Origin of the sequence: Microbacterium sp. 70-16 (assembly GCF_001898315.1) — a bacterium.
In the GTDB taxonomy this organism is placed as follows: domain Bacteria; phylum Actinomycetota; class Actinomycetes; order Actinomycetales; family Microbacteriaceae; genus Microbacterium.
Map to the genome: position 1 here is coordinate 122,216 of NZ_MKTQ01000026.1, position 26,044 is coordinate 148,259.

Annotated in this window: 26 protein-coding genes; 13 read left to right on the top strand and 13 right to left on the bottom strand. The window is 70.0% G+C overall.

The window, feature by feature from the left end; all coding sequences use genetic code 11:
• Positions 1-24: 24 nt before the first annotated feature.
• The gene (locus BGO46_RS11380) at positions 25-393 is read right to left on the bottom strand and encodes a sterol carrier family protein (RefSeq protein ID WP_292673861.1); all 369 of its coding nucleotides are present in this window, start codon (positions 391-393) and stop codon (positions 25-27) included.
• Positions 394-716: 323 nt separating this feature from the next.
• On the opposite strand from BGO46_RS11380, the gene purD reads away from it, so the two are divergent.
• Positions 717-1,997 carry a phosphoribosylamine--glycine ligase gene (gene purD / locus BGO46_RS11385; RefSeq protein WP_292673859.1) on the top strand — a complete coding sequence of 427 codons (1,281 nt, stop codon included), beginning with the start codon at positions 717-719 and terminating at the stop codon, positions 1,995-1,997.
• Between the two features lie 196 nt (positions 1,998-2,193).
• On the opposite strand, the gene BGO46_RS11390 is transcribed toward purD, so the two are convergent.
• Entirely contained in the window at positions 2,194-3,702 is a 1,509-nt protein-coding gene (locus BGO46_RS11390) for a DHA2 family efflux MFS transporter permease subunit (RefSeq protein WP_292673857.1), read from the bottom strand.
• Complete coding sequence (locus BGO46_RS11395) at positions 3,699-4,319, bottom strand: PadR family transcriptional regulator (RefSeq protein ID WP_292673855.1); 621 nt, start codon at positions 4,317-4,319, stop codon at positions 3,699-3,701. Before BGO46_RS11395 ends, BGO46_RS11390 begins: the two co-directional genes overlap by 4 nt.
• A gap of 66 nt (positions 4,320-4,385) precedes the next feature.
• Between BGO46_RS11395 and BGO46_RS11400 the strand changes: the two genes are divergently transcribed.
• The 4 genes from BGO46_RS11400 (at position 4,386) to BGO46_RS11415 (ending at position 8,219) form a co-directional block, all read left to right on the top strand.
• Complete coding sequence (locus BGO46_RS11400) at positions 4,386-4,730, top strand: hypothetical protein (RefSeq protein WP_292673854.1); 345 nt, start codon at positions 4,386-4,388, stop codon at positions 4,728-4,730.
• A gap of 104 nt (positions 4,731-4,834) precedes the next feature.
• Complete coding sequence (locus BGO46_RS11405) at positions 4,835-5,797, top strand: phosphoribosylaminoimidazolesuccinocarboxamide synthase (RefSeq protein WP_292673852.1); 963 nt, start codon at positions 4,835-4,837, stop codon at positions 5,795-5,797.
• Positions 5,798-5,932: 135 nt separating this feature from the next.
• Positions 5,933-7,288 (top strand): solute carrier family 23 protein, encoded by a 1,356-nt coding sequence (locus BGO46_RS11410; RefSeq protein ID WP_292673850.1) that lies wholly within the window; start codon positions 5,933-5,935, stop codon positions 7,286-7,288.
• 52 nt (positions 7,289-7,340) lie between these two features.
• Positions 7,341-8,219 carry a VOC family protein gene (locus BGO46_RS11415; protein ID WP_292673848.1) on the top strand — a complete coding sequence of 293 codons (879 nt, stop codon included), beginning with the start codon at positions 7,341-7,343 and terminating at the stop codon, positions 8,217-8,219.
• 6 nt (positions 8,220-8,225) lie between these two features.
• Here BGO46_RS11415 and BGO46_RS11420 read toward each other — a convergent pair whose 3' ends face one another.
• The 5 genes from BGO46_RS11420 to BGO46_RS11440 form a co-directional block, all read right to left on the bottom strand.
• The gene (locus BGO46_RS11420) at positions 8,226-9,239 is read right to left on the bottom strand and encodes a LacI family DNA-binding transcriptional regulator (protein WP_292673845.1); all 1,014 of its coding nucleotides are present in this window, start codon (positions 9,237-9,239) and stop codon (positions 8,226-8,228) included.
• Between the two features lie 9 nt (positions 9,240-9,248).
• The gene (locus BGO46_RS11425; protein WP_292673841.1) at positions 9,249-10,730 is read right to left on the bottom strand and encodes a GH1 family beta-glucosidase; all 1,482 of its coding nucleotides are present in this window, start codon (positions 10,728-10,730) and stop codon (positions 9,249-9,251) included.
• Between the two features lie 28 nt (positions 10,731-10,758).
• A complete protein-coding gene (locus BGO46_RS11430; RefSeq protein ID WP_292673839.1) occupies positions 10,759-11,661 on the bottom strand; it encodes a carbohydrate ABC transporter permease in 903 nt (300 codons plus the stop codon).
• Positions 11,658-12,695 carry a sugar ABC transporter permease gene (locus BGO46_RS11435; protein WP_292674242.1) on the bottom strand — a complete coding sequence of 346 codons (1,038 nt, stop codon included), beginning with the start codon at positions 12,693-12,695 and terminating at the stop codon, positions 11,658-11,660. Before BGO46_RS11435 ends, BGO46_RS11430 begins: the two co-directional genes overlap by 4 nt.
• A 154-nt stretch (positions 12,696-12,849) precedes the next feature.
• Positions 12,850-14,130, bottom strand: coding sequence for an ABC transporter substrate-binding protein (locus tag BGO46_RS11440; protein WP_292673837.1), 1,281 nt, complete (start codon positions 14,128-14,130; stop codon positions 12,850-12,852).
• Positions 14,131-14,384: 254 nt separating this feature from the next.
• On the opposite strand from BGO46_RS11440, the gene purS reads away from it, so the two are divergent.
• Both purS and purQ read left to right on the top strand, forming a co-directional pair.
• Positions 14,385-14,630 (top strand): phosphoribosylformylglycinamidine synthase subunit PurS, encoded by a 246-nt coding sequence (gene purS, locus BGO46_RS11445; protein ID WP_292673836.1) that lies wholly within the window; start codon positions 14,385-14,387, stop codon positions 14,628-14,630.
• Entirely contained in the window at positions 14,627-15,334 is a 708-nt protein-coding gene (gene purQ, locus BGO46_RS11450; protein WP_292673834.1) for a phosphoribosylformylglycinamidine synthase subunit PurQ, read from the top strand. Before purS ends, purQ begins: the two co-directional genes overlap by 4 nt.
• Before the next feature lie 180 nt (positions 15,335-15,514).
• Here the strand turns inward: purQ and BGO46_RS11455 are convergent, their stop codons facing one another.
• The 5 genes from BGO46_RS11455 to BGO46_RS11475 form a co-directional block, all read right to left on the bottom strand.
• A complete protein-coding gene (locus BGO46_RS11455; protein ID WP_292673833.1) occupies positions 15,515-15,946 on the bottom strand; it encodes a DUF1761 domain-containing protein in 432 nt (143 codons plus the stop codon).
• 200 nt (positions 15,947-16,146) lie between these two features.
• Positions 16,147-16,494, bottom strand: a complete 348-nt coding sequence (locus BGO46_RS11460) for a HepT-like ribonuclease domain-containing protein (protein WP_292673832.1) — start codon at positions 16,492-16,494, stop codon at positions 16,147-16,149.
• The gene (locus tag BGO46_RS11465; protein WP_292673829.1) at positions 16,484-16,789 is read right to left on the bottom strand and encodes a nucleotidyltransferase domain-containing protein; all 306 of its coding nucleotides are present in this window, start codon (positions 16,787-16,789) and stop codon (positions 16,484-16,486) included. Before BGO46_RS11465 ends, BGO46_RS11460 begins: the two co-directional genes overlap by 11 nt.
• 9 nt (positions 16,790-16,798) lie before the next feature.
• Positions 16,799-17,407, bottom strand: a complete 609-nt coding sequence (locus BGO46_RS11470) for an NTP transferase domain-containing protein (RefSeq protein WP_292673826.1) — start codon at positions 17,405-17,407, stop codon at positions 16,799-16,801.
• Positions 17,371-18,576: an XdhC family protein gene (locus BGO46_RS11475; protein WP_292673823.1), complete on the bottom strand. Its 1,206-nt coding sequence runs from the start codon at positions 18,574-18,576 to the stop codon at positions 17,371-17,373. Before BGO46_RS11475 ends, BGO46_RS11470 begins: the two co-directional genes overlap by 37 nt.
• A 125-nt stretch (positions 18,577-18,701) precedes the next feature.
• On the opposite strand from BGO46_RS11475, the gene BGO46_RS11480 reads away from it, so the two are divergent.
• The 6 genes from BGO46_RS11480 to BGO46_RS11505 are packed head-to-tail and all read left to right on the top strand — an operon-like array spanning position 18,702 to position 25,958.
• On the top strand, positions 18,702-19,505 hold the full coding sequence (locus BGO46_RS11480; RefSeq protein ID WP_292673820.1) for an FAD binding domain-containing protein: 804 nt from the start codon (positions 18,702-18,704) through the stop codon (positions 19,503-19,505).
• A complete protein-coding gene (locus BGO46_RS11485) occupies positions 19,502-22,270 on the top strand; it encodes a molybdopterin cofactor-binding domain-containing protein (protein WP_292673819.1) in 2,769 nt (922 codons plus the stop codon). Before BGO46_RS11480 ends, BGO46_RS11485 begins: the two co-directional genes overlap by 4 nt.
• 45 nt (positions 22,271-22,315) lie before the next feature.
• On the top strand, positions 22,316-23,422 hold the full coding sequence (locus tag BGO46_RS11490; RefSeq protein WP_292673817.1) for an ABC transporter substrate-binding protein: 1,107 nt from the start codon (positions 22,316-22,318) through the stop codon (positions 23,420-23,422).
• 4 nt (positions 23,423-23,426) lie between these two features.
• Positions 23,427-24,248 carry an ABC transporter ATP-binding protein gene (locus BGO46_RS11495; protein ID WP_292673815.1) on the top strand — a complete coding sequence of 274 codons (822 nt, stop codon included), beginning with the start codon at positions 23,427-23,429 and terminating at the stop codon, positions 24,246-24,248.
• A gap of 1 nt (position 24,249) precedes the next feature.
• Entirely contained in the window at positions 24,250-25,065 is an 816-nt protein-coding gene (locus BGO46_RS11500; RefSeq protein ID WP_292673813.1) for an ABC transporter permease subunit, read from the top strand.
• Positions 25,065-25,958: an ABC transporter permease subunit gene (locus BGO46_RS11505; protein WP_292673810.1), complete on the top strand. Its 894-nt coding sequence runs from the start codon at positions 25,065-25,067 to the stop codon at positions 25,956-25,958. Before BGO46_RS11500 ends, BGO46_RS11505 begins: the two co-directional genes overlap by 1 nt.
• The last annotated feature ends 86 nt before the right edge of the window (positions 25,959-26,044 follow it).

The following is a 26,044-nucleotide window of genomic DNA, read 5'->3' on the forward strand; positions in this document are numbered from 1 at the left end:
GGCCGCGTCGCGGGCCCGGAGGCGTCACGGGCGCAGCGGCAGGAGCGACTCAAGGTCTGCGCGGGTGCCCGACGCGAGGATGCGGCCGGCGGCCAGGGCATCCGACCAGGTTTGTTCGCCGGTGGCGAGGGCGATCCAGGTCGCGGCGTCGGTCTCGACGACGTTCGGCGGCGTGCCGCGGGTGTGCCGCGGGCCTTCGACGACCTGGACCGCGCCGAACGGCGGCACCCGCACCTCGACGGTGTTGCCCGGCGCCTTCTCGGCGAGCAGCTGCAGCAGGTACCGCACGGCGGTCGCAAGGTCGGTGCGCGCCGGCGCGGCGTCGGACCCGCGCGCGGCGGCGACGGCGGCGAGGGACGCGCGGCCGTCCTCGGTGGAGATGTTGCGCGCCATGCCTCCACGCTAGCGCGAGCCGTCTCCCGCCTCGCCCGTCCGTAATTCAGTCTGTGCGAGCTGTGCGGCGGCGGCGCCCCGCGGAATTCCGCTGCGGAGCGCCGCCGGCGCCGGCAACGAGACTGAATTGCGAACGCCCGCCGGACCATAACTCAGGCAGAACGGGCCCCGCGGGCCCAGAAACGGGCGTTGCACCCCCGATCTGCCTGAGTTATGCGCCGGCAGCGCGGAGATGGGCCCGGCAGCGCGGGTAGGGCGCCCGGCAGCGCGGGCAGGGCGGGCACAGCCGGGCAGGGCGCGGCCGCCGTCGGTAGGCTGGCGGCGTGCGCATTCTCGTCCTCGGTTCCGGTGCTCGCGAGCACGCCATCCTCCTCGCGCTGAAGGCGGAGGATGCCTCGCACGAGCTGTTCGCTGCCCCCGGCAACGCCGGCATCGCCGCCGACGCGACGCTCGTCGCGCGGCTCGACGCCAATGACCCCACGCAGGTCACCGACTACGCCAACGACGAGAACATCGACCTCGTGATCATCGGCCCCGAGGCTCCGCTCGTCGCGGGCGTCGCAGACGCACTGCGCGAGCGCGGCATCCCCGTGTTTGGCCCGGGGCGCGCCGCGGCGCAGCTCGAAGGCTCGAAGGCCTTCGCCAAGCGCATCATGGATGCCGCGGGCGTGCCCACCGGCCGCGCGACGCGCGCCACGACGCGCGCCGAGGTCGCGGCCGCGCTCGACGAGTACGGCGCCACCTACGTGGTCAAGGCCGACGGTCTCGCCGCCGGCAAGGGCGTCGTCGTCACCGACGACCGCGGCGCCGCGCTCGCGCACGCCGACGCCTACCTGCCGACCGGCCCGGTGCTCGTCGAGGAGTTCCTCTCCGGCCCGGAGGTGTCGCTCTTCTTCGTGAGCGACGGCGACACCGTCCGCGCACTCAGCCCCGCGCAGGACTTCAAGCGCGCCTATGACGGCGACGCGGGCCCGAACACCGGCGGCATGGGCGCCTACTCGCCGCTGCCGTGGCTGGCCGACCGCTTTGGCAGCGAACAGGCGTTCGTCGACGAGGTGACGCGCACGGTCGCCGAGCCGGTCATCAAGCAGTTGGATGCCGAGGGCACACCTTTCATCGGACTGCTCTACGCCGGACTCATCCTCACCGAGCAGGGCGTGAAGGTCATCGAGTTCAACGCCCGTTTCGGTGACCCCGAGACCCAGGTCGTCCTGCCGCGGCTGACGACGCCGCTGTCGCGGCTGCTGCTGGCCGCCGCGGGCGGCTACCTCGAGGACGAGCCGGCCCCAACCTTCGCCGACACCGCCGCCGTCACGGTCGTGCTCGCCAGCGAGGGATACCCCGAGGCTCCGCAGACCGGCCGACCCATCGAGGGGCTGCGTGCCGCGGCATCCGTCCCCGGCGTGCACCTGGCGCACGCGGCAACGGCGGGGCCGGATGCCCCGGACGGCGACCTCATCGCAACGGGCGGCCGCGTGCTCAACGTCGTCGCGGTCGGCGACACGTTCGCGCAGGCCCGCGAGCGCGCCTATGCCGCGCTGGGCGAGATCACCCTCGAGGGCGGCCACTTCCGCACCGACATCGCCGCCCGCGTCGCGGGCTGAGGCCGCCCGCGCCCGCGGCGCCCGCGCGGCCGCACCTCCGCGCGCCGCGAGAAACCACATCTTGCGTGAGAAACGCGCGCTCCCGTGGTTTCTCGCGCAGAAGTGGTTTCTCGCCGCGCCAGCGCGTGCCAGCGCGCCGCAGTCGCGCCCGCCGCGCCAGCGGCCCGCCGCGCCAGCGGCCGCCAGCCCGCCCGCGTCAGCGCACCAGGTGCGCGGGCCGCTGCATGAACAGCACCGCGACGACGCCGACGAGCAGGACGGCGGCGGGCAGCAGGGTCGCCTGCGCCATGGCATCCGAGAACCCGCTCACGACGAAATCGGGCAGCTGACCCGATCCGAAGTCGCCGCCGGCGTCTGCGGCGCCGGGCAGGTTCGCCTCGAGCCGGCTCTGCATGAACGCGGCGATCGCCGCCGAGCCGAGCACCGACCCCATCGTGCGGGTCGTGTTGTAGATGCCGGCGCCGGCTCCCGCCTGGCGCGGACCGAGGTTGCGGGTCGCGGTCGTCGCGAGCGGACCCCACATGCCCGCCTGGCCGATTCCCATGAGCGCCGACGGCAGCAGGAACATCCAGATCTCGGTGTCGGGGTTCATCAGCAGCACGTACCAGAGCAGCGAGATCGCGGTCAGCAGCAGTCCGGGCACGAGCAGAACGCGCGGGTCGACGCGGTCGAGCAGCTTGCCGGCGAGCGGCGCGAGGACGCCCGAGAGCACCGCCATCGGGATCAGCAGCAGCGCCGACTCGGTCGGCGTCAGTCCGCGCGCCAACTGCGTGAAGAACATGAGCGGCAGCGACATGCTCGTGACGGCGAAGCCGACCGTGGTGATGCCGATGTTGGCGACGGAGAAGTTGCGGTCGCGGAACAGCTCGAGCGGCACGAGCGGCTCGCTCTTCGTCTTCGCCTGCTGCCAGATGAATGCGGCCATGACGACGACACCGCCCGCGATCATCGTCCACACCCAGGGCGCCCAGTCGTAGTGCTCGCCCTCCTGCAGCCCGAAGACGATGAGAAACAGCGCGACCGCGCTGAGGAAGACGCCGACGACGTCGAAGCGGTGCGGGTGCGTTTCGAGGTTGGGGACGAGGATCCAGGCGAGCACGAAGCCGATGACACCGACCGGAAGGTTGATGAAGAAGATCCACTCCCAGCCGAAGCCGTCCACGAGCAGGCCGCCGGCGAGCGGGCCGACGAGCGAGGCGACGCCCGCTGTCGCACCCCACAGTCCCATCGCGGCGCCGCGGCGGGTCGCCGGGAAGGTACGGGTGATGACGGCCATCGTCTGCGGAGTCATGAGGGATGCCCCGAGGCCCTGCACCGCGCGCCACACGATGAGCATCTCGAGCGTGCCCGACAGACCACATCCGAGGGATGCCAGCGTGAAGATCACGAGGCCCACGAGGTAGACGCGCTTGGGGCCGAACCGGTCGCCGAGGCGTCCCGTGATCAGCAGCGGCACGGCGTAGGCGAGCAGGTACGCCGAGGTGACCCACACGACGTTGTCGAGGTTGTTGGTGTTCGGGTCGAGCGCCGCTTTGACCGCGGGGTTCGCGACCGAGACGATCGTCGTGTCGACGAGGATCATGAAGAACCCGATGACGAGCGCCCACAGCGCCGGCCACGGGCTGCGCTCGCTCGTCGTGGTGGTCCCCGAGTTTGTCGGACTGGTCCCCGAGCCTGTCGAGGGGGTGGTCGAAGGGTCAGTCATTGCCGTGCGGCCTCTCTGTGTGCCAGATAACGGTCGGTCGCCGCGTGGGATCCCCACACGAACGCCGGGTCGGTGAGCCGCTCGATGAACGCGGCGAGCCAGGTGTGATCGGCCTCCAGCAGCGCGTGCTGGCGGTCGACCTCGATGAGGTACTGCGGAAAGACGCCACCGGCGAGCGCGCCGGCGAGCGCCGCGCCGTGGGCGTCACGGTCGGCGGCGACGCCTGCGAGCCGCTCGCGCAGCAACTCGAGCACGTCTTCGCGCGGCAGGTTGTGCGCTTCGGCGAGCGCGACGCGGAACTCGGCGGGGTGATCCGTGGTCGCCAACTCACGGCGCACCCAGTCGACGAGTGCCGCATCACCGGCATCCGTCAGCGTGTACGTCGTGCGCTCGGGGCGATTGCCGTCGCGGTCGACGCCGACCTCGGCGAGCAGGCCCTGCTTCTCGAGCCGCGCGACCGTGTGGTACATCGTGCCGTTCGTGATCGGGACGATGCGGTCGTCGCGGCGCTGGCGCAGCAGGCGGATCATCTCGTAGGGATGCATGTCGTCTTCGCGCAGCAGCGCGAGCACCATCGCGCCGAGCGGCGTGAGGCGGCAGGCGGCATCCTTCATCATTTACTCCGGCTCGATTAGTCCAGATGGACTATACGCCCGCGGGCCCTCGAGCACTAGCGTGTTCGCATGGATGCCGACGCTCAAGCGCGCGCTCACGCGGTCTTCGATCCGATCGTGCAGCGGCTGCTCGCCTCACGCGACGACGTCGACCTCGGCCCGATGTTCGGCGTCGAGGGCGTGCGCGTGCGCGGGAAGGTCTTCGCGTGCGTCGGATACGAGTCCGCGCTCATGCTCAAACTCCCCCGCGAGCGAGTCGACGAGCTCGAGGCGAGCGGGGCCGCGCGCCGCGTCGTGATGCGTGAGCGCCCGATGAAGGAGTGGGCGTTCGTGGGAATGGCCGAGGCATCCCAGTGGGACTCGCTCATGCGCGAAGCCCTCGCGTTCGTCGACGCGATCACCCCGCGCGGCTGAGCGCCACCCCGCCGCCCCGACCGCGAAACTTCAGTGGTGCACCGAGACTGCTGAGCCGGGGTGCAGTCTCGGTGCACCGCTGCGGTCTCGCGGATAATGGACGGGTGACGGATGCTGCTCTCGACCTGCCCGGCTGGACCCACGTGTACTCCGGCAAGGTGCGCGACCTCTACCGGCCCGCGACGCCCGAGCCCGCAGTGCCCCCCGCGCCCGCGACCCCCGAGGCTGTCGAGGCGACCCTCGAGCCCGTCGAGGGGCGGATGCTGGTCGTCGCGAGCGACCGCGTCAGCGCGTTCGACTACGTGCTGTCCCCCGGCATCCCGGGCAAGGGCGAGCTGTTGACGACGCTCAGCCTGTGGTGGTTCGACCAGCTCGCCGGCGCCGACGGGGGCCGGCGCATCCCGAATCACCTCGCGGCGTCGCACACGCTCGCGGGCGATCTCATCCCGGCATCCGTCGTCGGTCGTGCGATGGTCGTGCGCAGCCTCGAGATGCTGCCGGTCGAGTGCGTCGTGCGCGGTTACCTGACCGGGTCGGGTTGGAAGGAGTACCAGTCGTCCGGGACGGTCTGCGGCATCCCGCTGCCGGCCGGGCTGAACGATGGCGGCCGTCTGCCCGATCCGATCTTCACGCCCGCGTACAAGGCCCCGATGGGCGAGCACGACGAGAACATCTCGTTCGCGCAGACCGAAGAGCTCGTCGGAGCCGAGCGCGCGGCCGAGCTGCGCGACCTGTCGCTCGAGATCTACCGCCGCGCCGCCGCGACCGCCGAGAAGGCGGGGCTCATCCTCGCCGACACGAAGTTCGAGTTCGGCATCGACGCCGACGGCGTGCTGACCCTCGCCGATGAGGTGCTCACGAGCGATTCGTCGCGGTACTGGGATGCCACGGCGTGGGCATCCGGAACCACTCCCGCCGAGCGCATGGCGAGCTTCGACAAGCAGATCGTCCGCGACTGGCTCGCCGCGAATTGGGAAAAGCAGGGCACCCCGCCCGAGCTGCCCACCGAGATCGTCACCCGCACCGCCGACAAGTACCGCGAGCTGCTCGAGAAGCTCACGGCCTGAGCCCCGGCCGTCGCAGGCACCCGCCGCGGAGCCGACGCGCCCGCGCACGCCCGACCCCGGCGCGCATCCCGCGCACACAGGTGACTCCCAGCTACGCTGACGCCAGTCATCCCACGAACGTCGAGGAGCACCCGCATGCCCATCTGGACCCAGCACGGAGACGGCCGCACCGTCGCACCCGGCGCCGTCGTCAAGCCGCACGAGCGGCTCGGCTGGCCGTCGACGATCGCGATCGGCGCGCAGCACGTCGTCGCGATGTTCGGCGCGACCTTCCTCGTGCCGCTGCTGACGGGCTTCCCCGTGTCGACGACACTGCTGTTCTCGGGCCTGGGCACGCTGCTGTTCCTGATCCTGACCGGCAACCGCCTGCCCAGCTACCTCGGGTCGTCGTTCGCGTTCATCGCGCCGATCCTCGCGCTCGGCCCCGGCGGCGGCGCCCCGCTCGACTCCCCCGAGCAGATCTCGCGTGCGCTGCTCGGCGTCTTCGTCACGGGCATCCTGCTGGCCGGCGTCGGCTTCCTCGTGCAGGCGACCGGCACGGGCTGGATCGAGAAGCTCATGCCGCCGGTCGTCTCCGGTGCGATCGTGGCACTGATCGGCCTCAATCTCGCGCCCGTCGCGTGGCAGAACTTCCAGCAGGATGCCCTGCTCGGCACCATCACGCTCGTCGCGACGATCCTGTTCGCGGTGCTGTTCCGCGGATTCCTCGGCCGCGTCTCGATCTTCCTCGGGGTCGTCGTCGGCTATCTCGTCGCCGCCTTCACGGGTCGCATCGACTGGAGCGGTGTGGCGGATGCCGCGTGGGTGGGCCTGCCCGAGTTCCACCTGCCGGCGTTCGGTGACGCGGCGGCGTGGGGTGCGCTGCCGATGTTCCTGCCCGTCATCCTCGTGCTGATCGCCGAGAACGTCGGCCACGTGCGCGGCGTCGCGACGATGACCGGCGACGCCTCGATCAACAAGCGCACCGGCCGCGCGCTGCTCGCCGACGGCGTCGCGACGACCCTCGCGGGCCTCGGCGGCGGATCGGGCACGACGACCTACGGCGAGAACATCGGCGTCATGGCGGCGACGCGCGTGTACTCGACCGCCGCGTACTGGGTGGCGGGCACGTTCGCGATCCTGCTCGCGTTCTCGCCGAAGGTCGGCGCCGTCATCTTCGCGATGCCCGGCGGCGTGCTCGGCGGCGTGACGACGGCGCTGTACGGCCTCATCGGCGTCATCGGCATCAAGATCTGGGTCGACAACCAGGTCGACTTCTCGCGGCCCGTCAACCAGTACACCGTCGCCGTCGCGTTCGTCATCGCGATCGCGGGCTTCACGATGAACCTCGGTGACCTGAGCTTCGGCGCGATCGTGCTCGCGACGGTCGCGGCGCTCGTGATCTACCACGCGGGCAACGCGATCGCGCGAGCGCGCAAGACCGGCGCCGACGACGGCGGCCCCATCGTCCCGATCGGCGCCCTCGGCGGCGACCCCGAGAACGTCGGCTGAGCCGCGTGCGGGTGCGGGAACAGAACGCTCCACAATTTAGTTGTAGCTACACATGAATGCTCCCGCACCGGCATCCGCCCGCCTTGCCCCGGCCACCACGATGGGCGCCGTGACGCTGCTCGTCGGCGACCTCGACGCGCAGACGGCGTTCTACCGTGACGTCGTGACGTTGCAGATCCTGGATGCCACGGGCAGCACCGTCACGCTCGGCCGCGCCGGCCGCCCGCTCGTGATCCTGCAGCACGAGCCCGCGCTGCGCCACGCCGTGCCGGGGTCGGCGGGACTGTTCCACACCGCGATCCTGTTCGAGTCGCAGTCGGCGCTCGCGGCGGCGCTGTACAGCGTCGCGCAGCGCGCTCCGCAGACCTTTACCGGCAGCGCCGACCACCTCGTCAGCCAGGCGTTCTACCTGACCGATCCGGAGGGCAACGGCATCGAGCTGTATTGGGATCGCGACCGCTCACAGTGGTCGTGGACGCACGGCCAGGTCGAGATGGGCACGCTCTACCTCGACCCGAACGCGTTCCTCAGCGAGCACCTCAGCGAGCAGACGCTCGCCGGTGCGCTCGCAGCCGATGCCGCCTCAATCGGCCACGTGCACCTGTCGGTGGGCGATGTGGCCACCGCCCGCGCCTTCTACGTCGACGCGCTGGGGTTCGACGCCACGGCATCCCTCGGCAGTTCGGCCCTGTTCGTCAGCGCCGGCGGATACCACCACCACATGGCGATGAACGTCTGGAACTCGCGCGGTGCAGGTCCGCGGATGCCCGCGCTCGGCCTGGGCCGTGTCGATCTGACCCTGCCGGATGCCGACGGGCTCGGCGCCCTGTCGGAGCGGCTTGCGCACCATGGCATCCAGGTGCGCGACGACGGTCGCACGGTCAGCTTCGCCGACCCGTGGAACAACGCCCTGCACGCCGCGGTCGTCTAGCCAGCCTCAGGCGGAGTCGCGGACCACGAGCGACGTGTCGAGTACCGTCACGTGCGGCGGGTCGCCGCCGGCGAGCAGCGACAGCAGCACGTCGGCCATCCTCTCGCCCTGCTCGTGCGAGGGCTGGCGCACCGTCGTCAGGTTCGGCCGCACCGCGGTGGCCACGGGTGAGTCGTCGAAGCCGACGATCGCGGCATCCTCGGGCACGCGGATGCCGGCGCGCCCGAGCACGGCGAGTGCGCCGCGTGCCATGAGGTCGCTCGCGACGAACAGTCCGTCGAAGGGGATGCCCGTGTCGAGGATCCGCTGCATCGCCGCCGACCCGCCGTCGGCGGTGAAGTTGCCGTCTTCGATCGGGCCGGACTCGAGCCCCGCCTCGGCGAGCGCCCGGCGGTAGCCGTCGACGCGGTCGACGCCGGCGGGCATGCTGAGCGGCCCGCAGATGCTCGCGATGCGGCGGCGACCCTGGTCGATGAGGTGCTTGGTCCCGAGGTACGCGCCGGCCTCGTTGTCGACGTCGACGTAGTAGTCGCGCTCGCGCTCGCGCACGGGGCGACCGCCGTAGACGACGGGCACGGCAGCGGCGATGCGATCGATGAACGTGTCGCTCGTGTGGTGGCTGACCACGACAGCACCGTCGACGGCGCCGCTGCGCACGTACGCGCCCGCCTTGTCGCGCGGGTCGTCGCTCGCGATGATCAGGTTCAGCACGTAGTCCGAGCGGCTCAGCCGCGCGTTGATGCCCGACACGACGGCCGCGAAGAACGGGTCGCCGAAGAACCTGGTGGTGTCTTCGGGTACGACGAGCGCGATCGCCATCGTCGCCCGACTCGCGAGGGAGCGTGCCGCGCGGTTGGGCACATAGTTGAGGTCGGCGATCGCACGCTGCACCGCCTCGAGGGCCGCCGGGCTGACCGAGGTCGAGCCGTTGACGACGCGCGACACGGTGGAGCGCGAAACCCCCGCGGCAGCTGCGACCTCTTCGATCGTCGCTGTCGTGCGCGGCGTGTCGATGGTCACAGCGGCGGCCTAACTCTGAGCGTCTTCCAGGGCGACGGATGCCTCAGGCACGTCGATCGCGCGCGCGGCGATGACCCGACGATACTCCACCGCACTGTCCTTGAGCGTGCGCTGCTGAGTGTCGTAGTCGACGTGCACGATGCCGAACCGCTTCTCGTAGCCCCAGGCCCACTCGAAGTTGTCCAGCAGCGACCAGTAGAAGTAGCCGCGCACGTCGACGCCGGCATCGGCCGCGTCGAGGATCGCGCCGAGGTGGCCACGCAGGAACGCGACGCGATCGACATCGTGGACTCGGGCATCCGACCCTTCTCCGACCAGCACGTCGTCGTAGGCAGCACCGTTCTCGGTGACGTACAGCGAGGTGCCGGCGTCCTTCGCGTAGTCGTGCCACACGCGCTCCAGCAGGGTCGTCAGACCACCGGGGTCGACCTCCCAGTGCATGTTGGTGCGCGGCAGGCCGCGTTCGTGCCAGTGGATGCCTTCGTGCGACGGGAACGGCGAGTTCGCCGGCCGGTCGGTCGGCGCGTCGCCCGGCAGCGGCGGGTTCGCGTCGGGCGTACCGCCGACGTACTCGCCGTGGTAGTAGTTCACGCCGAGTGCATCGAGCGGCGTCGAGATGGTCTCGAGGTCGCCGGGCAGCGTCGCGGCATCCAGCGCCTCGATCGCCTCGGGGGCGACGGCACGGATGTCCTCGATCGTGTCAGCCGGGTACGCACCGCGGAAGATCGGGTCGAGGAACCAGCGGTTGAACTGGCCGTCGATGCGGCGGGCCGCGTCGAGGTCGGCAGGCACAGCCGCATCGACGGGTTCGGCAACCGTGAGGTTCAGCGTGATGCCGAGGTCAAGCGCCGCGTCACGTGCGCGCAGCTCGCGCACCGTCGTGCCGTGCCCGAGCAGCAGGTGGTGGGCGGCGAGCACGCCGTCGGTCACGCTGTAGCGGCCGGGAGCGTGGATGCCGGCGGTGTAGCTCAGGAACGACGAGCACCACGGCTCGTTGAGTGTCGTCCAGTTCGTGACGCGGTCACCCAGCGCGTCGTGCACCGAGAGCGCGTACTCGACGAACTGCTCGGCGGTCGAGCGCACGGTCCAGCCGCCGCGCTCTTCGATCGCCTGCGGCATGTCCCAGTGATAGAGCGTGAGCCACGGCAGGATGTCGGCATCACGAAGCTCGTCGACGAGCCGCTTGTAGAAGTCGAGGCCCTTCTGGTTGACCGCACCGCCATCGGGGCGCACGCGCGACCACGACACCGAGAAGCGGTACGTGTCGAGCCCGAGGTCTTCCATGAGCGCCACGTCGTCGGCGTAGCGGTGATAGTGGTCGCACGCGACATCGCCGTTGTCGGCGTTGATGACGGCGCCGGGAACGCGGCTGAACGCGTCCCAGATGGAGGCGGTGCGTCCGTCTTCGAAGGCGGCGCCCTCGATCTGGTACGCCGCGGTGGCTGCTCCGAACAGGAAGTCGGAGCCGAACGGGCGAGGCGTCTGAGACATGGTGGTCCTTCCGTACCGCAGCCGGGCGTCAGCCCTTGACTGCGCCCTGCATGATGCCGCTGACCAGCTGCTTTCCTGCGAACACGAACAGGATCAGTAGCGGCACGGTGGCCAGCAGTACGCCCGCGAGGACGATCGAGTAATCCACGAAGTAGTTCGACTGCAGCAGCGACAGTGCGACCGGAAGCGTGGGGTTCTGGCGGTCGAGCACGATGAACGGCCAGAAGAAGTTGTTCCACGCCGAGACGAACGTGAACAGCGCGAGCATCGCCGCCGCGGGACGCGCGGCCGGCAGACCCACTGTCAGGAACGTGCGGAACGAGCTGGCACCGTCGACGCGCGCGGCCTCGATGAGTTCATCGGGCACGGCCTGACGCAGATACTGCGTCATCCAGAACACGCCGAAGGCGCTGACGAGCGCGGGAACGATGATCGCACCGAGCTGACCGGTCCAGCCGAGGTCGCTGAACAGGATGTACAGCGGAACGACACCGAGCTGCATCGGCACGGCCATCGTCGCGATGACGAAGACCAGCAGCACGTTGGATCCCTTGAACTTGAGCTTCGCGAACGCCCAGCCGGCGAGTGTGGAGAAGAAGACCACAGACAGGGCGATCAGGCCCGAGCTGACGATCGAGTTCCAGAGCGCAACCCAGAAATTGACGGCGGGATCATTGATGACCTTCGCGGCGTTGGCGAAGAAGTTGCCGCCGGGGATCCACGACATGTTGGGGTCGCGGATCGTGGACGAGTCGCCCGACCCGATCAGCAGCGACCAGTAGAACGGGAAGACGCTCGCGAGCATCACGACGCCCAGGCACGCGTACACGAACCAGCCGGGGCGGGTGCCCTTCACGTGCCGGGGGCGCTTGCGCGCTGCGCTGCGGGCTTCGGGTTCGGCTGCCGCGGGTCGTTCGGTGAGGACGCTCATCGCACTGCCTCCGTCGTCTCGTTGGTACGGGCGGGATTGTTGGTGCGCAGCGCAGCCCGATCGGCGTCGACGGATGCCTTGGCATCCCGTCGCGCGGCACGCATCTGCGCGCGGGTGAGGCTGCTGCGAGATCCTTCGTCGCGGACGAGGCGACGGGTGATGAGCAGGTTGATCAGCCCGATGGCGAGGATGATGAGGAACAGGATCCACGCGAGCGCGGCGGCCCGACCGAAGTTCCACTGGCCCCAACCGATGTCGTAGAGCCACAGGGTGATGGTCAGCCACTGATAGTTGGCGCCGCCCGTGCCGAACTGGTCGTACATGCGCGGCTCGTCGAAGATCTGCAGACCGCCGATCGTCGAGGTGATGATGACGAAGATGAGGGTGGGTCGCAGGCTCGGCAGCGTGATGGCGAAGAACTGGCGCACCTTGCCGGCACCGTCGACAGTCGCCGCTTCGTAGTAGTCGCGCGGGATGGCCTGCATCGCGGCCAGCAGGATCAGGGTGTTGTAGCCCGTCCAGCGGAAGTTGACCATCGTGGCGATCGCGATGTGGCTCGCGAACGCGTTGGAGTGCCACTTGATCGGCTCGATGCCGATCGCGCCGAGCCAGGTGTTGATGATGCCGTACTGGTCACCGAACATGTTCGAGAAGATCAGCGCGACGGCGACGGGCGCCATGACGTAGGGCAGCAGCACGCCCATGCGCCAGAACGTCTTCGCGCGGATGTTCTGGTCGAGCATCGCGGCGATGAAGATCGCGGCGATCAGCTGCGGAACCGACGACAGCAGGAAGATGCTGAACGTGTTGCGCAGCGCGACCCAGAACTTCGGGTCACTGATGACGGTCGCGTACTGGTCGAACCCGATGAAAGTGCCCGAGTTGCGGACCAGGTCCCAGTCCATGAAGGAGATGACCGCGGTGTACCCGATCGGGAATAGTCCCACGATCAGGAACAGGATGAAGAACGGCGAGATGTAGAGGTACGGGGAGAGCTTGAGGTCCCACGAGCTGAGCCCGCCGCCGAATCCGATGCGTCGGGTGCGCCGTTCCGCCCCGTTCGCAGCGCTGCTCCGGCTTGCCGGGGTGGTGCTGGAGGTGTTCACTCTTTCTCCTTGGATCATCGCAGTCGGGACAGTGTGCGGGCCCGGGGTCCCCCGGGCCCGCACTCATCGTCCTGTCGGCCGGTTACTTGATGGCGTCGACCTCGGAGACCCACTGGGCCCACGACGTCGCCTTGTCCTGCGTTCCGTCTTCGACGCGGGTCAGAGCCTTCTGCATGGCGTCGTTGATCTGGAAGTAGAACTCACCCTTGAACGGCGAGACCGTGACCGCGTTGGCGCGGTCGGTCAGGATCTGGCCCACCGGTGCGTTGTTGAAGTACTCGTTGGTCGAGCTCAGCAGCGTGTCGGAGGTCAGAGCGTCGTTCTGGCTCGGGAAGGTGCCCGCGTTCTCGAACGCCATGATCTGCGTCTCGGGGCTGGTCAGCCAGTCGGCGAGCTCCTGGGCCGCCGCGACGTTCGCGCCGTTGGCGGGAACGGTCAGGTACGAACCACCCCAGTTGCCGCCGCCGTTCGGGAACACGTTGGCGATGTCCCAACCGGTCACGTCGGGCGCGTTGCCCGAGATGACGCCGAGCATCCAGCCCGGGCACAGCATCGTGGCGAAGGCGCCGTTCGACAGACCCGCGAACCAGTCGTCCGACCACTGACCGAGGTGGGCCGACTGCGTGGCACTGGCATCCAGGACCTCGTTGTAGATGTCCTCGACGTCGCTGTTGGTCGTCGCGGTGATCTCACCCGTCGACGGGTCTTCGTATGCCGCCTTGAGCTGATTCACCATGCCCTGGTAGGTGCCGCCGGCCGAGTCGAAGAAGGCCTTGCCGGTGGCTGCGGTGTACTTGTCACCCAGCTCGAAGTAGGTCGACCAGTCGCCCTCGAGAAGAGCGGCGACCTCGTCGCGGTCGGTGGGCAGGCCCGCAGCAGCGAACAGGTCGGAGCGGTAGCAGACGCCCTCGGGCCCGATGTCGGTGCCGTAGCCGATGAGGTTGCCGTCGGCGTCGGTCGCGCCCTCTTCCTTCCAATCGAGCCAGCGGCCCTTGAGGTCGTCGGGCACGGGAGCGAGCAGGTCGGCGTACTTCATGACCTCGGGCATCCAGTCGATCTCGATCGCCTCGATGTCGGCCAGGCCCGTCTTGCCGAGCTTCTGGAAGTAGTTGGCGCGCGCGTCGTTGGACGTCGCAGCCTTGTTGTGGACGATCGTCACGTTCGGGTGGAGCTTGGTGTACTCCGCCAGCAGCGCGTCGGTGTAGCCGAAGTCGTTGAACGTCGCGATGGTGAGCTCGACCTTTTCGTTCGGGTCGGTCGTCGCTTCGCCGCCGCTGGTGCCGCCGCAGCCGGCGAGCACGAGGGCGGAGGTGGTGGCGACGCCGGCGATGAGGCCGATGCGACGCAGTGCGCGTGTGTTCACGTGTCACTCCTTTGTGGTGTGTGGTGCGTGGGTGCGAGGTTCGGCCAGGACTGCGCCCCCTCCCATGGGAGCGCTCTCACCGAACATGACTCACGCTATGGGATCGCTCCCACGAATGCAAGGGAGCGCTCCCACGAAAAGGTCACGCTTCGATAACGAGAGTTTCGCGCCGCCGCGACCGGCCGATCGGGCATCCCCCTCGGCCGCCCCGTAGACTGGTGCGGCATCCTTTTCCCGCTTGACCGGAGCCTCACATGCCCACCATCGTCGTCGACGTCATGCCCAAGGCCGAGCTGCTGGACCCGCAGGGGAAGGCCGTCGCCGGCGCGCTGGCGCGCCTGGGTCACGCGGGCTTCGAGGGCGTCCGCATCGGCAAGCGGTTCGAACTGACGGTTGCGGATGCCTCGGAAGAGACCCTCGCCGCCGTCAAGACCCTCGCGGACGAGATCCTGTCGAACTCGGTCATCGAGGACGTCGTGGGCATCGAGGTCGTCGAGTGACCGCCCGCATCGGCGTCATCACCTTTCCCGGTTCCCTCGACGACGGCGACGCGCAGCGCGCGATCCGTCTCGCGGGCGCCGAGCCGGTCGCGCTGTGGCATGGCTCGCACGACCTCGAGGGTGTCGATGCGCTCGTGCTGCCGGGCGGCTTCAGCTACGGCGACTACCTGCGTGCCGGCGCGATCGCGGCGCTGTCGCCGATCATGACCGAAGTGAAGGATGCCGCCGCGAAGGGCATGCCCGTGCTCGGCATCTGCAACGGCTTCCAGATGCTCGTCGAGGCGCATCTGCTGCCGGGCGGCCTGATCCGCAACGCGCACCAGCAGTTCATCCGCCGCGACCAGCGCCTGCGCGTCGAGAACGCGTCGACGGTATGGACCTCGCAGTTCGAGGTCGGGCAGGAGATCACGATCCCGCTGAAGAACGCGGACGGCGGCTACATCTGCTCGGCCGAGACGCTCGCGCAGATCGAGGGCGAGGGGCTCGTGGCCTTCCGCTATGTCGGGGTGAACCCGAACGGCTCGCTCGACGACATTGCGGGCCTCACCAACCCGGCAGGCAACGTCGTGGGTCTCATGCCGCACCCCGAGCACGCCGTCGAGCCGGGCTTCGGCCCGAACACGGCCGCCGCGATGCGCTCGGGTGTGGACGGCCTGCCGTTCTTCAGCTCGGCGATCGCCTCGCTCGCCGCCGCCGCGGCCTGACCCCGGGGCGGCGCGGGCCGGGCTCGCCCGGGTATCCGCGTCGAGTGCGCTGCTTGGTGCCGAGCGCGCCGGCTATGCCCGCGCGATAACCGGCGCGCTCGGCGCGAACCGGCGCAGTCGGCAAGCGCCGCGGCCGCTCGGCGCGAACGCGCAGTCGGCGCTCGCCCGGGCATCCGGAGTTCAGACGGTGCCGGCGGGCGGCCAGACGCCGATGATGACCGACATCACCACGACGAGCACGAGTTCGTAACTCACGTTGAGGATCGTCAGCTGCGACGGGCGACCCATGAAGACCTCGTGCGTGATGAGGCGGCCGGCGGTGAAGCCCGCCCACAGGGTGAGTCCCGTCACGATCGCCGACGAGAAGTAGCTGCCGCCGTAGAAGTGCCACGCGATCGCGACCGAGCCGGCGAGCACCCACGCGAGCAGGAATGCGAGCGCGATCGACACGAGGATCGGCAGCCACGCCTCGGCGGAGGTCTGCGGGTCCTTCACGTCAGCCCAGCGCTTCCAGCGGTCGCCGAACACCTTCGGCGTGTACCAGATCGAGCCGATCACGATCGCGGCGATCGTCGCGATCAGCACAGCCCAGTAGTTGATCTCGGGAATCATCGTGGCCTCCTGCGCTGAGGCTACCCGTGAGCGCAGACCGGATGCCAGAACCATGTCCCACTTATGGCTGGTTCTGGGGCACCGGAGCGACCACTTTTGGGACATGCTCTGCGCAAAGTGGGACAAGCTCATCAGGCGAGGCTGCGCCAGGGATCAGCCGGCGCAGCGCCCGCGGGTGGCGTCACCGGGCCGGGCGGCGACTACCGATCTGCTTCAGCCAACAGACTCGCGAGCACCGCTATCAGTTCAGGCAGGTCCTCGACAGCGGTGTCGTAGATGCGCTCGTCGACGATCTCGGCATACCCATGGATGAGGACGTTGCGCAGGCCCACGGCTTCTTTCAGCCCCGGCACCCGCGAGGCCGACGCGGGGTCAGTCTGACGGAGCTTGCCGAGCGCCTCGCCGGTGATTTCACACTCGCGTTCCACAGCGCGTCGGCGCATCAGGTCGGCGATGTATGCATCCCTCGTGATCCCGTCGAGGAAACCGATCGCGGACCGTGCCGCGTCCAGCGCATCCCAGAGAAGGGCTGCCGTCTCAGGCCGCATAGACGTCGACGGCCTCACTGAACGCGCGTCGAGCGAAGTAGGGATTGCGCACAGCCGGTGCTTCCAACAGGTCGACGGGCCGCCCAGAGATACGTTCCAGATCCTCTTTCAGAGCGAGGTAGGGGCGGATGCCTCGCCGGGCGCCCGGGAGGAAGTCAACGAGGAAGTCCAGGTCGCTCGTCGCTGAGTCAAAGCGATCCGTTGTCGCCGACCCGAACACGCGCAGACGGGCGACACCGTGCTGTTCGCAGGCGCGCGCGATCGCCTCACGATCGAGCGTGGCCAGTCCCGTCATGACTTCAGACTACTGACACGAGGCGATCTGTGGTTCGGCGCGATCGACGTCGCGGCCGTGCCACAGGTCGCCGCACTCGACGGGCGTCGCGCCATGCGCGCGCAGGTACGCTCCCGCGCCGCGGTCGCCACTCACCTGCGCGGCGACCGGCTGCCAGTGGTCGCGGCCGATGAGCGCGGGGTGCCCGACCCCGCCGTCGTAGACGGCCTGGCGCAGGGCATCCGCGGTCGGCGCCGCCATGACACGCGCACAGGCGGATGCCGGCAGCTCGGGCACATCCACGGGGATGACGAGTGCCGCCCGCGCAGCGGTGGCGGATGCCGCGGCGAGCCCCGCTCGCACGGACGCCGACAGGCCATCGGCCCACTCCGGGGCCGCGACAATCGTCGCCACGCGCGGCACCAGCGACGTTGCCTCGTCGCGGCGCGCGCCCAGGACGACGAACACGGGTGCACACCCGGCCTCGACAAGCGTGTCGACGGCGCGGGCCACCCACGGTGTGCCCTCCGCATTTCGCGCGAGCGCTTTCGGCCCGCCGTAGCGCGTCCCCGCGCCGGCGGCGAGGACGATGCCGCAGACCGTCACGGCAGCGCCGGAGCGTCGGACATCCAGGCGCATGCCGCGGACGGCATGTTCACATCCTCCGCCGCTGCGACGTCGGCGGGGACGGGCGCGGCGGTCGCGTGTCCAGGTGCGGCGGGCGCTGCGGGTGCGGACGCGAGCGCGGCCACCGTGGCAGCGTCGGATGCCCCGGCGCGCGCGGCGGCGGCCCGCTCGGCCGCATCGGCGTGCACAGCCCCCGGCAACCCCGACAGGCGACCACCGCTGGCGCCGTGGCGGTCGGCCACGATCTCAGCGAGGATCGACAGTGCAGTCTCTTCCGGCGTGCGACCGCCGAGATCGAGTCCGATCGGCGAGCGCAGTCGCGCGACGGCGGTCTCGGGGACGCCAGCCGCGGCGAGTCTCCGCAGGCGGTCGTCGTGCGTGCGCCTGCTGCCCATCGCACCGACGTAGCCGACGGGTGCGGCGAGCGCGGCACGCAGCGCGGGCACGTCGAACTTCGGATCATGCGTCAAGACGCATACAGCCGTCCGTGCGCCGAGCGGTTGCGTCTTCAGATAGCGATCGGGCCAGTCGACGATGACCTCCGCGGTCGGAAAGCGCGCGGCGGTCGCGAACACCGGGCGGGGGTCGACGACGGCGACCTTCATCCCCATCGCCGTGCCCAGGCGCGCAAGCGCGACGGCGAACTCGACCGCACCGACGATGATGAGCTGGCCGGGAACGCCGACGTGCACCGTCACGGCATCCTTCACGGGCTGCACCGCATCGCCGCGCACGCTCTCGCCCGCCTCGCCGTCGGCGACGCTCCCCCGGCCGAGGTCATCCCCCGCCGTGACGAGCGTGTACCGCGTGGGGATCGCCGCCTCTTCGCGCGCCGCAAGCAGCTGCACATCTGCCGCCGTGGCGCTGCCCGGCGGCACGGCGCGGACGAGCACATCGATCGTGCCGCCACACGTGAGCCCGACCGCGAAGGCGTCAGCGTCGCTGTACGAGAAGCGGTCCACGAGAGCGGGGGCGCCCGCGAGCACCTCGAGGCAGCGCTCGTAGACGGCACCCTCGACGCATCCGCCCGAGACCGTGCCGAACACCTCGCCGTCCGCTGAGACGACCATGCTCGCGCCGACTTCGCGCGGTCCGCTGCCGGCGACACCGACGACCGTCGCCATCGCGAACGGGCGCCCGTCGCGGGCCCACCGCGACGCAACAGGCAGGATCTCGCGCATGTCCCTCACGGTATGCGCCGCGGATTGCGGCCGTGTTGCGCCCGTGAAACACCCTCGAAACGGGGGCCTGTTTCACTCGATCGGGCGCGACAGCGAGCAAGACTGCGATCCGGAGGCAAGGCGACATGGACATCACGTCGGTGCAGGCGTACCGCGTCGCCCGCTCTCGTGAGGATCTGCGGCTGGCCCCCGGCGAGGCCTTCCTTGCCGGGGGCACGTGGATCATGAGCGAGCCGCAGCCCGCCACGACGGGTCTCGTCGACGTCACCGGTCTCGGCTGGCGCGACCTCGAAGAGACCCCCGACGGACTGCGCATCGCGGCGACCTGCACGATCGCGAACCTCGTCGCGTGGGCCGCGCACGCACCCGCGCACTGGCCCGCCGCCCAACTCGTGCCGGCCGCCGCGAACGCCCTCCTGGCATCCTTCAAGATCTGGAACACCGCGACCGTCGGCGGCAACATCTGCCGCGCCTTCGCCGCCGCAGCGATGGTCTCGCTGTGCGTCGCGCTCGACGCCGACGCCGTCGTCTGGTCAGGCGACGGCGAGAAGCGGATGCCCGTAGCGGACCTCATCACGGGCAACGGCACCACCCTCCTGACCCCCGGCGAAGTGCTGCGCGCCGTCGAGATCCCCGCGCACGCACTCGCCTCGCGCGCCCTGCTGCGCAAGATCGCCCTCGCCGAGCACGGCCGCTCCGGCGCCGTCGTGACGGGCCGCGTCGACCCCGACGGCGCCAGCGTGTTCACCGTCACCGCCGCAACGGCGACGCCGACGGTGCTGCGGTTCGCGCAACTGCCTGCCGAAGCAGAACTGGCGGATGCCGTGGCATCCGCCCCCGGCTACTACACCGACCCGCTGGGGGCGGCGGACTGGCGGCGGGCGGTCAGCGTCGAGCTCGCAAGACGCATCCGGGCGGAGCTCGCATGATCTTCGACGTCGACGGTGAGCCGGTCGAGGCCGACCCGCGCGCGGGCCAGTGCCTGCGGACCCTGCTGCGTGAGACGGGCCACACGGAGGTCAAGAAGGGCTGCGACGCGGGCGACTGCGGCGCATGCTCGGTGCTGCTCGACGGGGTGCCCGTGCACTCGTGCCTCATCCCCGCCGTGCGCGTTGAGGGCCACGCCGTCACGACGGCCGCCGGCCTCGCACCCGCCGACGAGCTGCACCCCGTGCAAGAGGCGATCGCCGACGGTTTCGGCTTCCAGTGCGGATTCTGCACCCCCGGCATGACCGTGACCGCCTCGACCCTGTGCGGCGATGATCTCGACGACCTCGACCGCCGCATGAAGGGCAACCTCTGCCGCTGCACGGGCTATCGGCCGATCCGTGAGGCGATCCGCGCGTCGGTGCTCGGCGAGGTGCGCGAGACGGGGCCGCGGGTCGAACCGGCGACGACGACGCCGGCCACGGCGGCCCCGCAGCGCGTCGGCACCTCCGCCCGCCCCGAGGCCGCGCGCCGCATCGTGCAGGGCCGCGAGCCGTTCACGTTCGATCTGCCGCCGGATCACCCCGCGACGGATGCGCTCGTGCTGCGCGTCGTCGCGAGCCCGCACGCGCACGCGCGCATCACCGCGATTGACACCACTGCCGCCCGCGCGGTGCCCGGCGTCGTCGCCGTCTTCACGCACGAGGACGTCCCGCAGGTGCGCTACTCGTCGGGTCGCCACGAGCACCGCACCGACGACCCCGACGACACCCGCATGCTCGACGACGTCGTGCGCTACATCGGCCAGCGCGTCGTCGCGGTCGTCGCCGAGACGGCCGAAGCCGCGGATGCCGCGTGCCGCCTCGTCGACATCACCTACGACGTGCTCCCGGCCGTCTTCGACCCCGACGAGGCGCGGATGCCGGGCGCGCCCCTCATCCACCCCGACCGCACGCCGGACGACCGCGTCGACGAGGCGCACCGCAACGTCATCGCGAGCGTGCACGATGGGCCCGACGTGGCATCCGCCCTCGCCGCAAGCGCCGTGACCGTCACCGGCACGTGGCAGACCTCACGCGTGACGCACGCGCAGCTCGAGACGCACGGCTCGGTCGGCTGGCTCGACGACGAGGGGCGCCTGGTCATCCGCTCGTCGACGCAGGTGCCGTTCCTCGCGCGCGACGAGATCGCGCGCCTGTTCGACCTCGAGCGTGACCGCGTGCGCGTGCACGCGGCCAGGCTCGGCGGCGGTTTCGGCGGCAAGCAGGAGATCTTCACGGAAGACCTCGTCGCCCTCGCGGTGCTGCGCACGGGGCGCCCGGTCGCGTACGAGTTCACCCGCAGCGACGAGTTCTTGCGCGCCGCCGTGCGGCACCCGATGCGCGTCGCCGTCACGCTCGGGGCGGATGCCGATGGCACGCTCACCGCGATGCAGATCGACCTGCTGAGCGACACCGGCGCCTACGGCAACCACTCGCGCGGCGTCATGTTCCACTCGCTCGCCGAGTCGACGACGATCTACCGCGTGCCGCTCAAGCGCGTGGATGCCGAGGTCGTCTACACGAACAACATCCCGTCCGGCGCGTTCCGCGGATACGGCCTCGGGCAGGTCGTGCTCGGCGTCGAATCAGCGATGGATATGCTGGCCGAGCGGCTCGGGATCGATCCCTTCGACCTGCGGCGGATCAACGCGATCCGCCCTGGCGACGATCCCGGGCACGACGACCTCGTGTGGGGCAGCTACGGCTTCGACCAGTGCCTCGACCTCGCGCAGGACGCCCTGGCGCGCGGCAACGGCGCCGTCGCCCCCGACGGCTGGCTCGTCGGCGAGGGCGTGGCCGCCGCGATGATCGCGACGATGGCGCCGTTCGGCCACATCGCGCACACCACCGCGACGCTGCGCGCCGACGGCACGTACCTGCTGCGGGCCGGCACGGCCGAGTTCGGCAACGGCACAACGACCGTCCTGCGCCAGATCGGGGCGACCGATCTCGCCGCCGACTTCGACCGCATCGAGCTGTGGCACGCCGATACGGATGCCGTCGCGCACGACACCGGCGCGTTCGCCTCTGCCGGCATCACCGTCGCCGGCAAGGCCCTGCATGCCGCGTGCCTGACGCTCGCGCGGCGGATGCGCGAGCGCGCGGCAGCCCTGACCGGCACCGACGAGGCATCCGCTTCGCTCACCTCGACGGGGGTCGAGACGCCCGCAGGGGTCGTCGGCTTCGCCGAGCTGTGCGCCGACGGCGAGCTGACGGCCGACGGCAGCGAGCTCGGCGAGCAGCGCTCACTCGCGTTCAACGTGCACGCCGTGCGTGTTGCGGTCGATCCGACGACCGGCACGGTGCGCATCCTGCAGTCGATCCAGTCGGCGGATGCCGGGTTCGTCATGAACCCCGCGCAGTGCCGCGGCCAGATCGAGGGCGGCGTCGCGCAGGGCATCGGCAGCGCGCTGTACGAAGAGGTCATGGTCTCGCCCCAGGGCAAGGTCACGACGCCCATCTTCCGCACGTATCGCGTGCCGCAGTTCGCCGACGTGCCCGAGACCGAGGTGTACTTCGCCGACACGAGCGACGACCTGGGCCCCTTCGGCGCGAAGTCGATGAGCGAGTCGCCGTACAACCCGGTGGCGCCCGCGATCGGCAACGCGATCGCCCGCGCCCTGGGCATCCGCCCCTTCACGCAGCCCTTCAGCCGCGACCGCGTGTGGCGTCTCGGGAAGGCGTCACATCCCGGAAACACCACCGAACGGCCGCCCGAAACGTGAGCGACCTAGGGTCACGAGAGCACCAACAGCACTCAAGGAGACCCGATGCCCGCACCTCACACCATCCGCCGCCGCGGCGGAATCGTCCTCGCGCTGGCGGCCGCCGCCGCGCTCGCCCTGTCCGCCTGCTCATCCACGTCGGCCGACCCCGCCGCGTCGTCCTCGGGCGACGCGGGCGCCTCCGCCGACTTCGGTGAGATCAGCGTCCAGTACTCCTGGATCAAGAACGAGGAGTTCGCCGGCGAGTTCTACGCCTACGAGAACGGCTACTACGACGAGGCGGGCTTCTCCGACGTCCTCGGCGTCGCCGGCCCCGACACAGGCGTGGCGAAGCTGCTCTCCGGATCGGTCCAGTTCGCCCTCAGCGACGCCGCCTCCGTCGGCGCTGCAGTGGCCGAGCAGGATGCCCCGCTGAAGATCATCGCGACGACGTTCCAGAAGAACCCGTTCACGATCCTGTCGCTGAAGGACGGCGCGAACATCGCGACGCCCGAAGACCTCATCGGCAAGAAGATCGGCGTGCAGGACTCGAACGCCTCGGTCTTCAAGGCCCTGCTCGCCGCCAACGGCATCAGCGAGGACCAGCTCACGATCGTCCCGGTCGACTTCGACCCGACGCCGCTCATGAACGGTGACGTCGACGGCTTCATGGCGTACCTGACCAACGAGGCCATCACGGTCGAGATGGCCGGTTACGAGGTCACGAACCTCGCCTACGCCGAGAACGGCCTGCCCTACGTGGCCGAGTCGTACGCCGTCACCGACGACTACCTCGCGAACAACAAGGACCTCATCAAGGCGTTCCTGACGGCCGAGATCAAGGGCTGGACGGATGCCTTCACGCAGCCCGTCGACGACACCGTCGCGCTCGTGACGAAGTACTACAACGAGTCGGCTTCTGCCGGTGACCTCACCTTCGGCGACCTCGACCCCGACAAGGTCGCGGCCGGCGTCGAGGCCCAGGCGAAGCTGATCTCGACGGAGGAGACCGAGGCGAACGGCCTGTTCACGATCTCGGACGACCTGAAGACGCAGACCCTCGCGTCGCTCGCCGCCTCGGGCTGGGACCTCACGGCCGACCAGCTGTTCGACACGACGATCATCGACGAGATCTACGCCGAGAACCCCGACCTGAAGTCGTACCTCCCGTAACAACATGACCATGGCAGAAACCCTGGATGCCGGTGCTCTCGCGGGCACCGGCATCCAGATCTCCGGAGTATCGAAGTCGTTCACACTGCGCGGGGGCAGGTCGCTGCAGGCGCTGCAGAACACCGACCTGCACACCGATAAGGGGTCGTTCCTGGCCCTGCTCGGCCCGTCGGGGTGCGGCAAGTCCACGATCCTGCGCATCCTCGCGGCTCTCGACCACCCGTCCGACGGCACGGCGCTCGTCGACGGCGAGACGCCCGATCAGCTGCGCGCGAAGAGCGAGCTGGGCATCGCCTTCCAAGACCACGCGCTGCTGCCCTGGCGCAGCATTCGCAAGAACATCGAGCTGCCGTTCGAGGTCGCCGGTCGCCCCGTCGACAAGGCGTACGTCGACGAGCTCATCGACCTCGTGGGCCTGCGTGATTTCGCGAACGCGAAGCCCGCGCAGCTGTCGGGCGGCATGCGCCAGCGCGCCTCGATCGCGCGCGCCCTCGTGCTCAAGCCCTCGGTGCTGCTGCTCGACGAGCCGTTCGGCGCGCTCGACGACATGACCCGCCAGAACCTCAACCTCGAGCTGCTGCGCATCTGGACCGAGAAGCCCGCGACGACGCTGCTGGTCACCCACGGCATCAGCGAGGCCATCTTCCTCGCCGACCGCGTCGCCGTCATGTCGCCGCGTCCCGGCCGGGTCAAAGAGATCATCGAGGTCGACCTGCCGCGCCCGCGCACGCCCGAGATGATGCGCACGCCCGAGTTCCACGCGCTCGTCGACCGGGCATCCGAGCTGCTGTTCGGTGCGGACGGGCACGCCGAAGCGGAGGCGTGAGGTGACCAAGGCTCGCATTCCCGGCTGGCTCGCCGCGACACTCGGCGGCGTCGGGCTGATCATCGCGTGGTGGCTGTTCTCGCTGCTCGCGTTCCAGCAGCAGGAGGGCACGACCTTCACGCCCGTCCCCTCGCCGTACGCGGTCTTCGACTGGCTGTTCATCCAGGGCAACATCGCGGGCGCGTGGAGCGTGTTCCAGCCGACGATCACGGCCGCCGCGATCGGGTATCTGTGGGGCAACGGCATCGCGCTCGTGCTCGCGACGTTCGTGCTCGTCTTCCCGCGCACCGAGACCGTCGTCACCCAGATCGCCGTCGTGACCTACTGCCTGCCGATCGTCGCGGTCGGCGGCATCTCGGTCGTCGTGCTGGGTGGCGCGAAGAACCCCGGTGACCCGTCGGCGACGGCGATCTTCCTCGCGGCGCTCGTCTGCGTGTTCACGACGGTCGTCGGGGCGATCCTCGGCTTCACCTCCGCCGACAAGGCATCCCTCGACGTCGTCCGCGTCTACGGCGGCGGCGCCTGGACGCAGCTGCGCAAAGTGCGGCTGATCGCGGCGCTGCCGGCGATCCTCAACGCCCTGCAGATCGCCGTGCCGACCGCGTTCCTCGGCGCCGTGCTGGGCGAGTACCTCGGCTCGATCACGGCGGGGGTCGGGCCGACGCTCATCCGCCTGCAGGGTCAGCTCGACTCGGCGGGTGTGTGGTCGGTGTTCCTGCTGTGCGCCGTATTCGCCCTCGCCGCGTACGGCCTGTTCGGCCTCGTGATCAAGCTCGTCACTCCCTGGGTTGCGGGCGTGGCGGGGAAGGCGGCCTGATGTCTCCGCGTGCGACTCTCGATCCGGTCACCGCCGGAGCCACCGTCCAGCTGGCCGTGGCAGCGGATGCCGCGGCGCAGGCGCGTCTGCGCATCGAACGCCGGCGCGCGCTGCGCAAGACGGTGCTGCGCTCGCTCGGCAACGCCGGGATCACGATCGTCGTGCTGCTGCTCCTGTGGCAGGCGGTCGTCAGCCTCACAGGGATCTCGCCGTACATCGCGAAGGGCCCGCTGGATGTGTGGGAGTTCCTCTTCACATCGCCGAACGCCGAGGCGAACCGCGCGCAGCTGTTCCCGCTCGTCGGGCAGACGCTCGCGGACTCGTCACTCGGGTTCGTCGTCGGCATGATCGTCGCGATCGTGCTGGCCGTGGCATTCAGCCTGTCGAAGGCGGTCGAGGCGGGCGTCATGCCGCTCGTCCTGCTGTTGCGGACGATCCCCCTCGTGTCGATCGCGCCGGTGATCATCCTCATGACGGGGCGCGGCACCACGGCATCCGTCGCCGTCATCGGCACCATCGTCGTGCTGTTCCCCGCCCTCGCGAACGTGCTGTTCGGGCTGAGCCGCGCGAGCCGACAGAGCCTCGACGTCGTGCACGTGTTCGGCGGGGGACGCTTCATGGCGCTGCGCAAGGTCAACCTGCCTGGAGCGCTGCCGTCGATCTTCGCGGCCGCACGCGTGTCGGTGCCGGGCGCGGTGACCGGTGCTCTGCTCGCCGAGTGGCTGTCGACGGGCGCCGGGATCGGCGGGTCGATCCTGAAGTTCAACGCGCAGGCGCAGTTCGCGCAGCTGTGGTCGTCGATCGCGCTGATCACGATCATCACGCTGCTGCTGTACAACCTCGTGCAGATCGTCGAGAACATCATCCTGACCCGCATGGGCATGGCGCGCTGACCCTGGTCCCCCTTCGCCCCTGCCCCTTTGTTTGCCTTGCCCCCTGGCCCCTCTTATAGCCGGGCATGTCCCACTTATCGCAGACC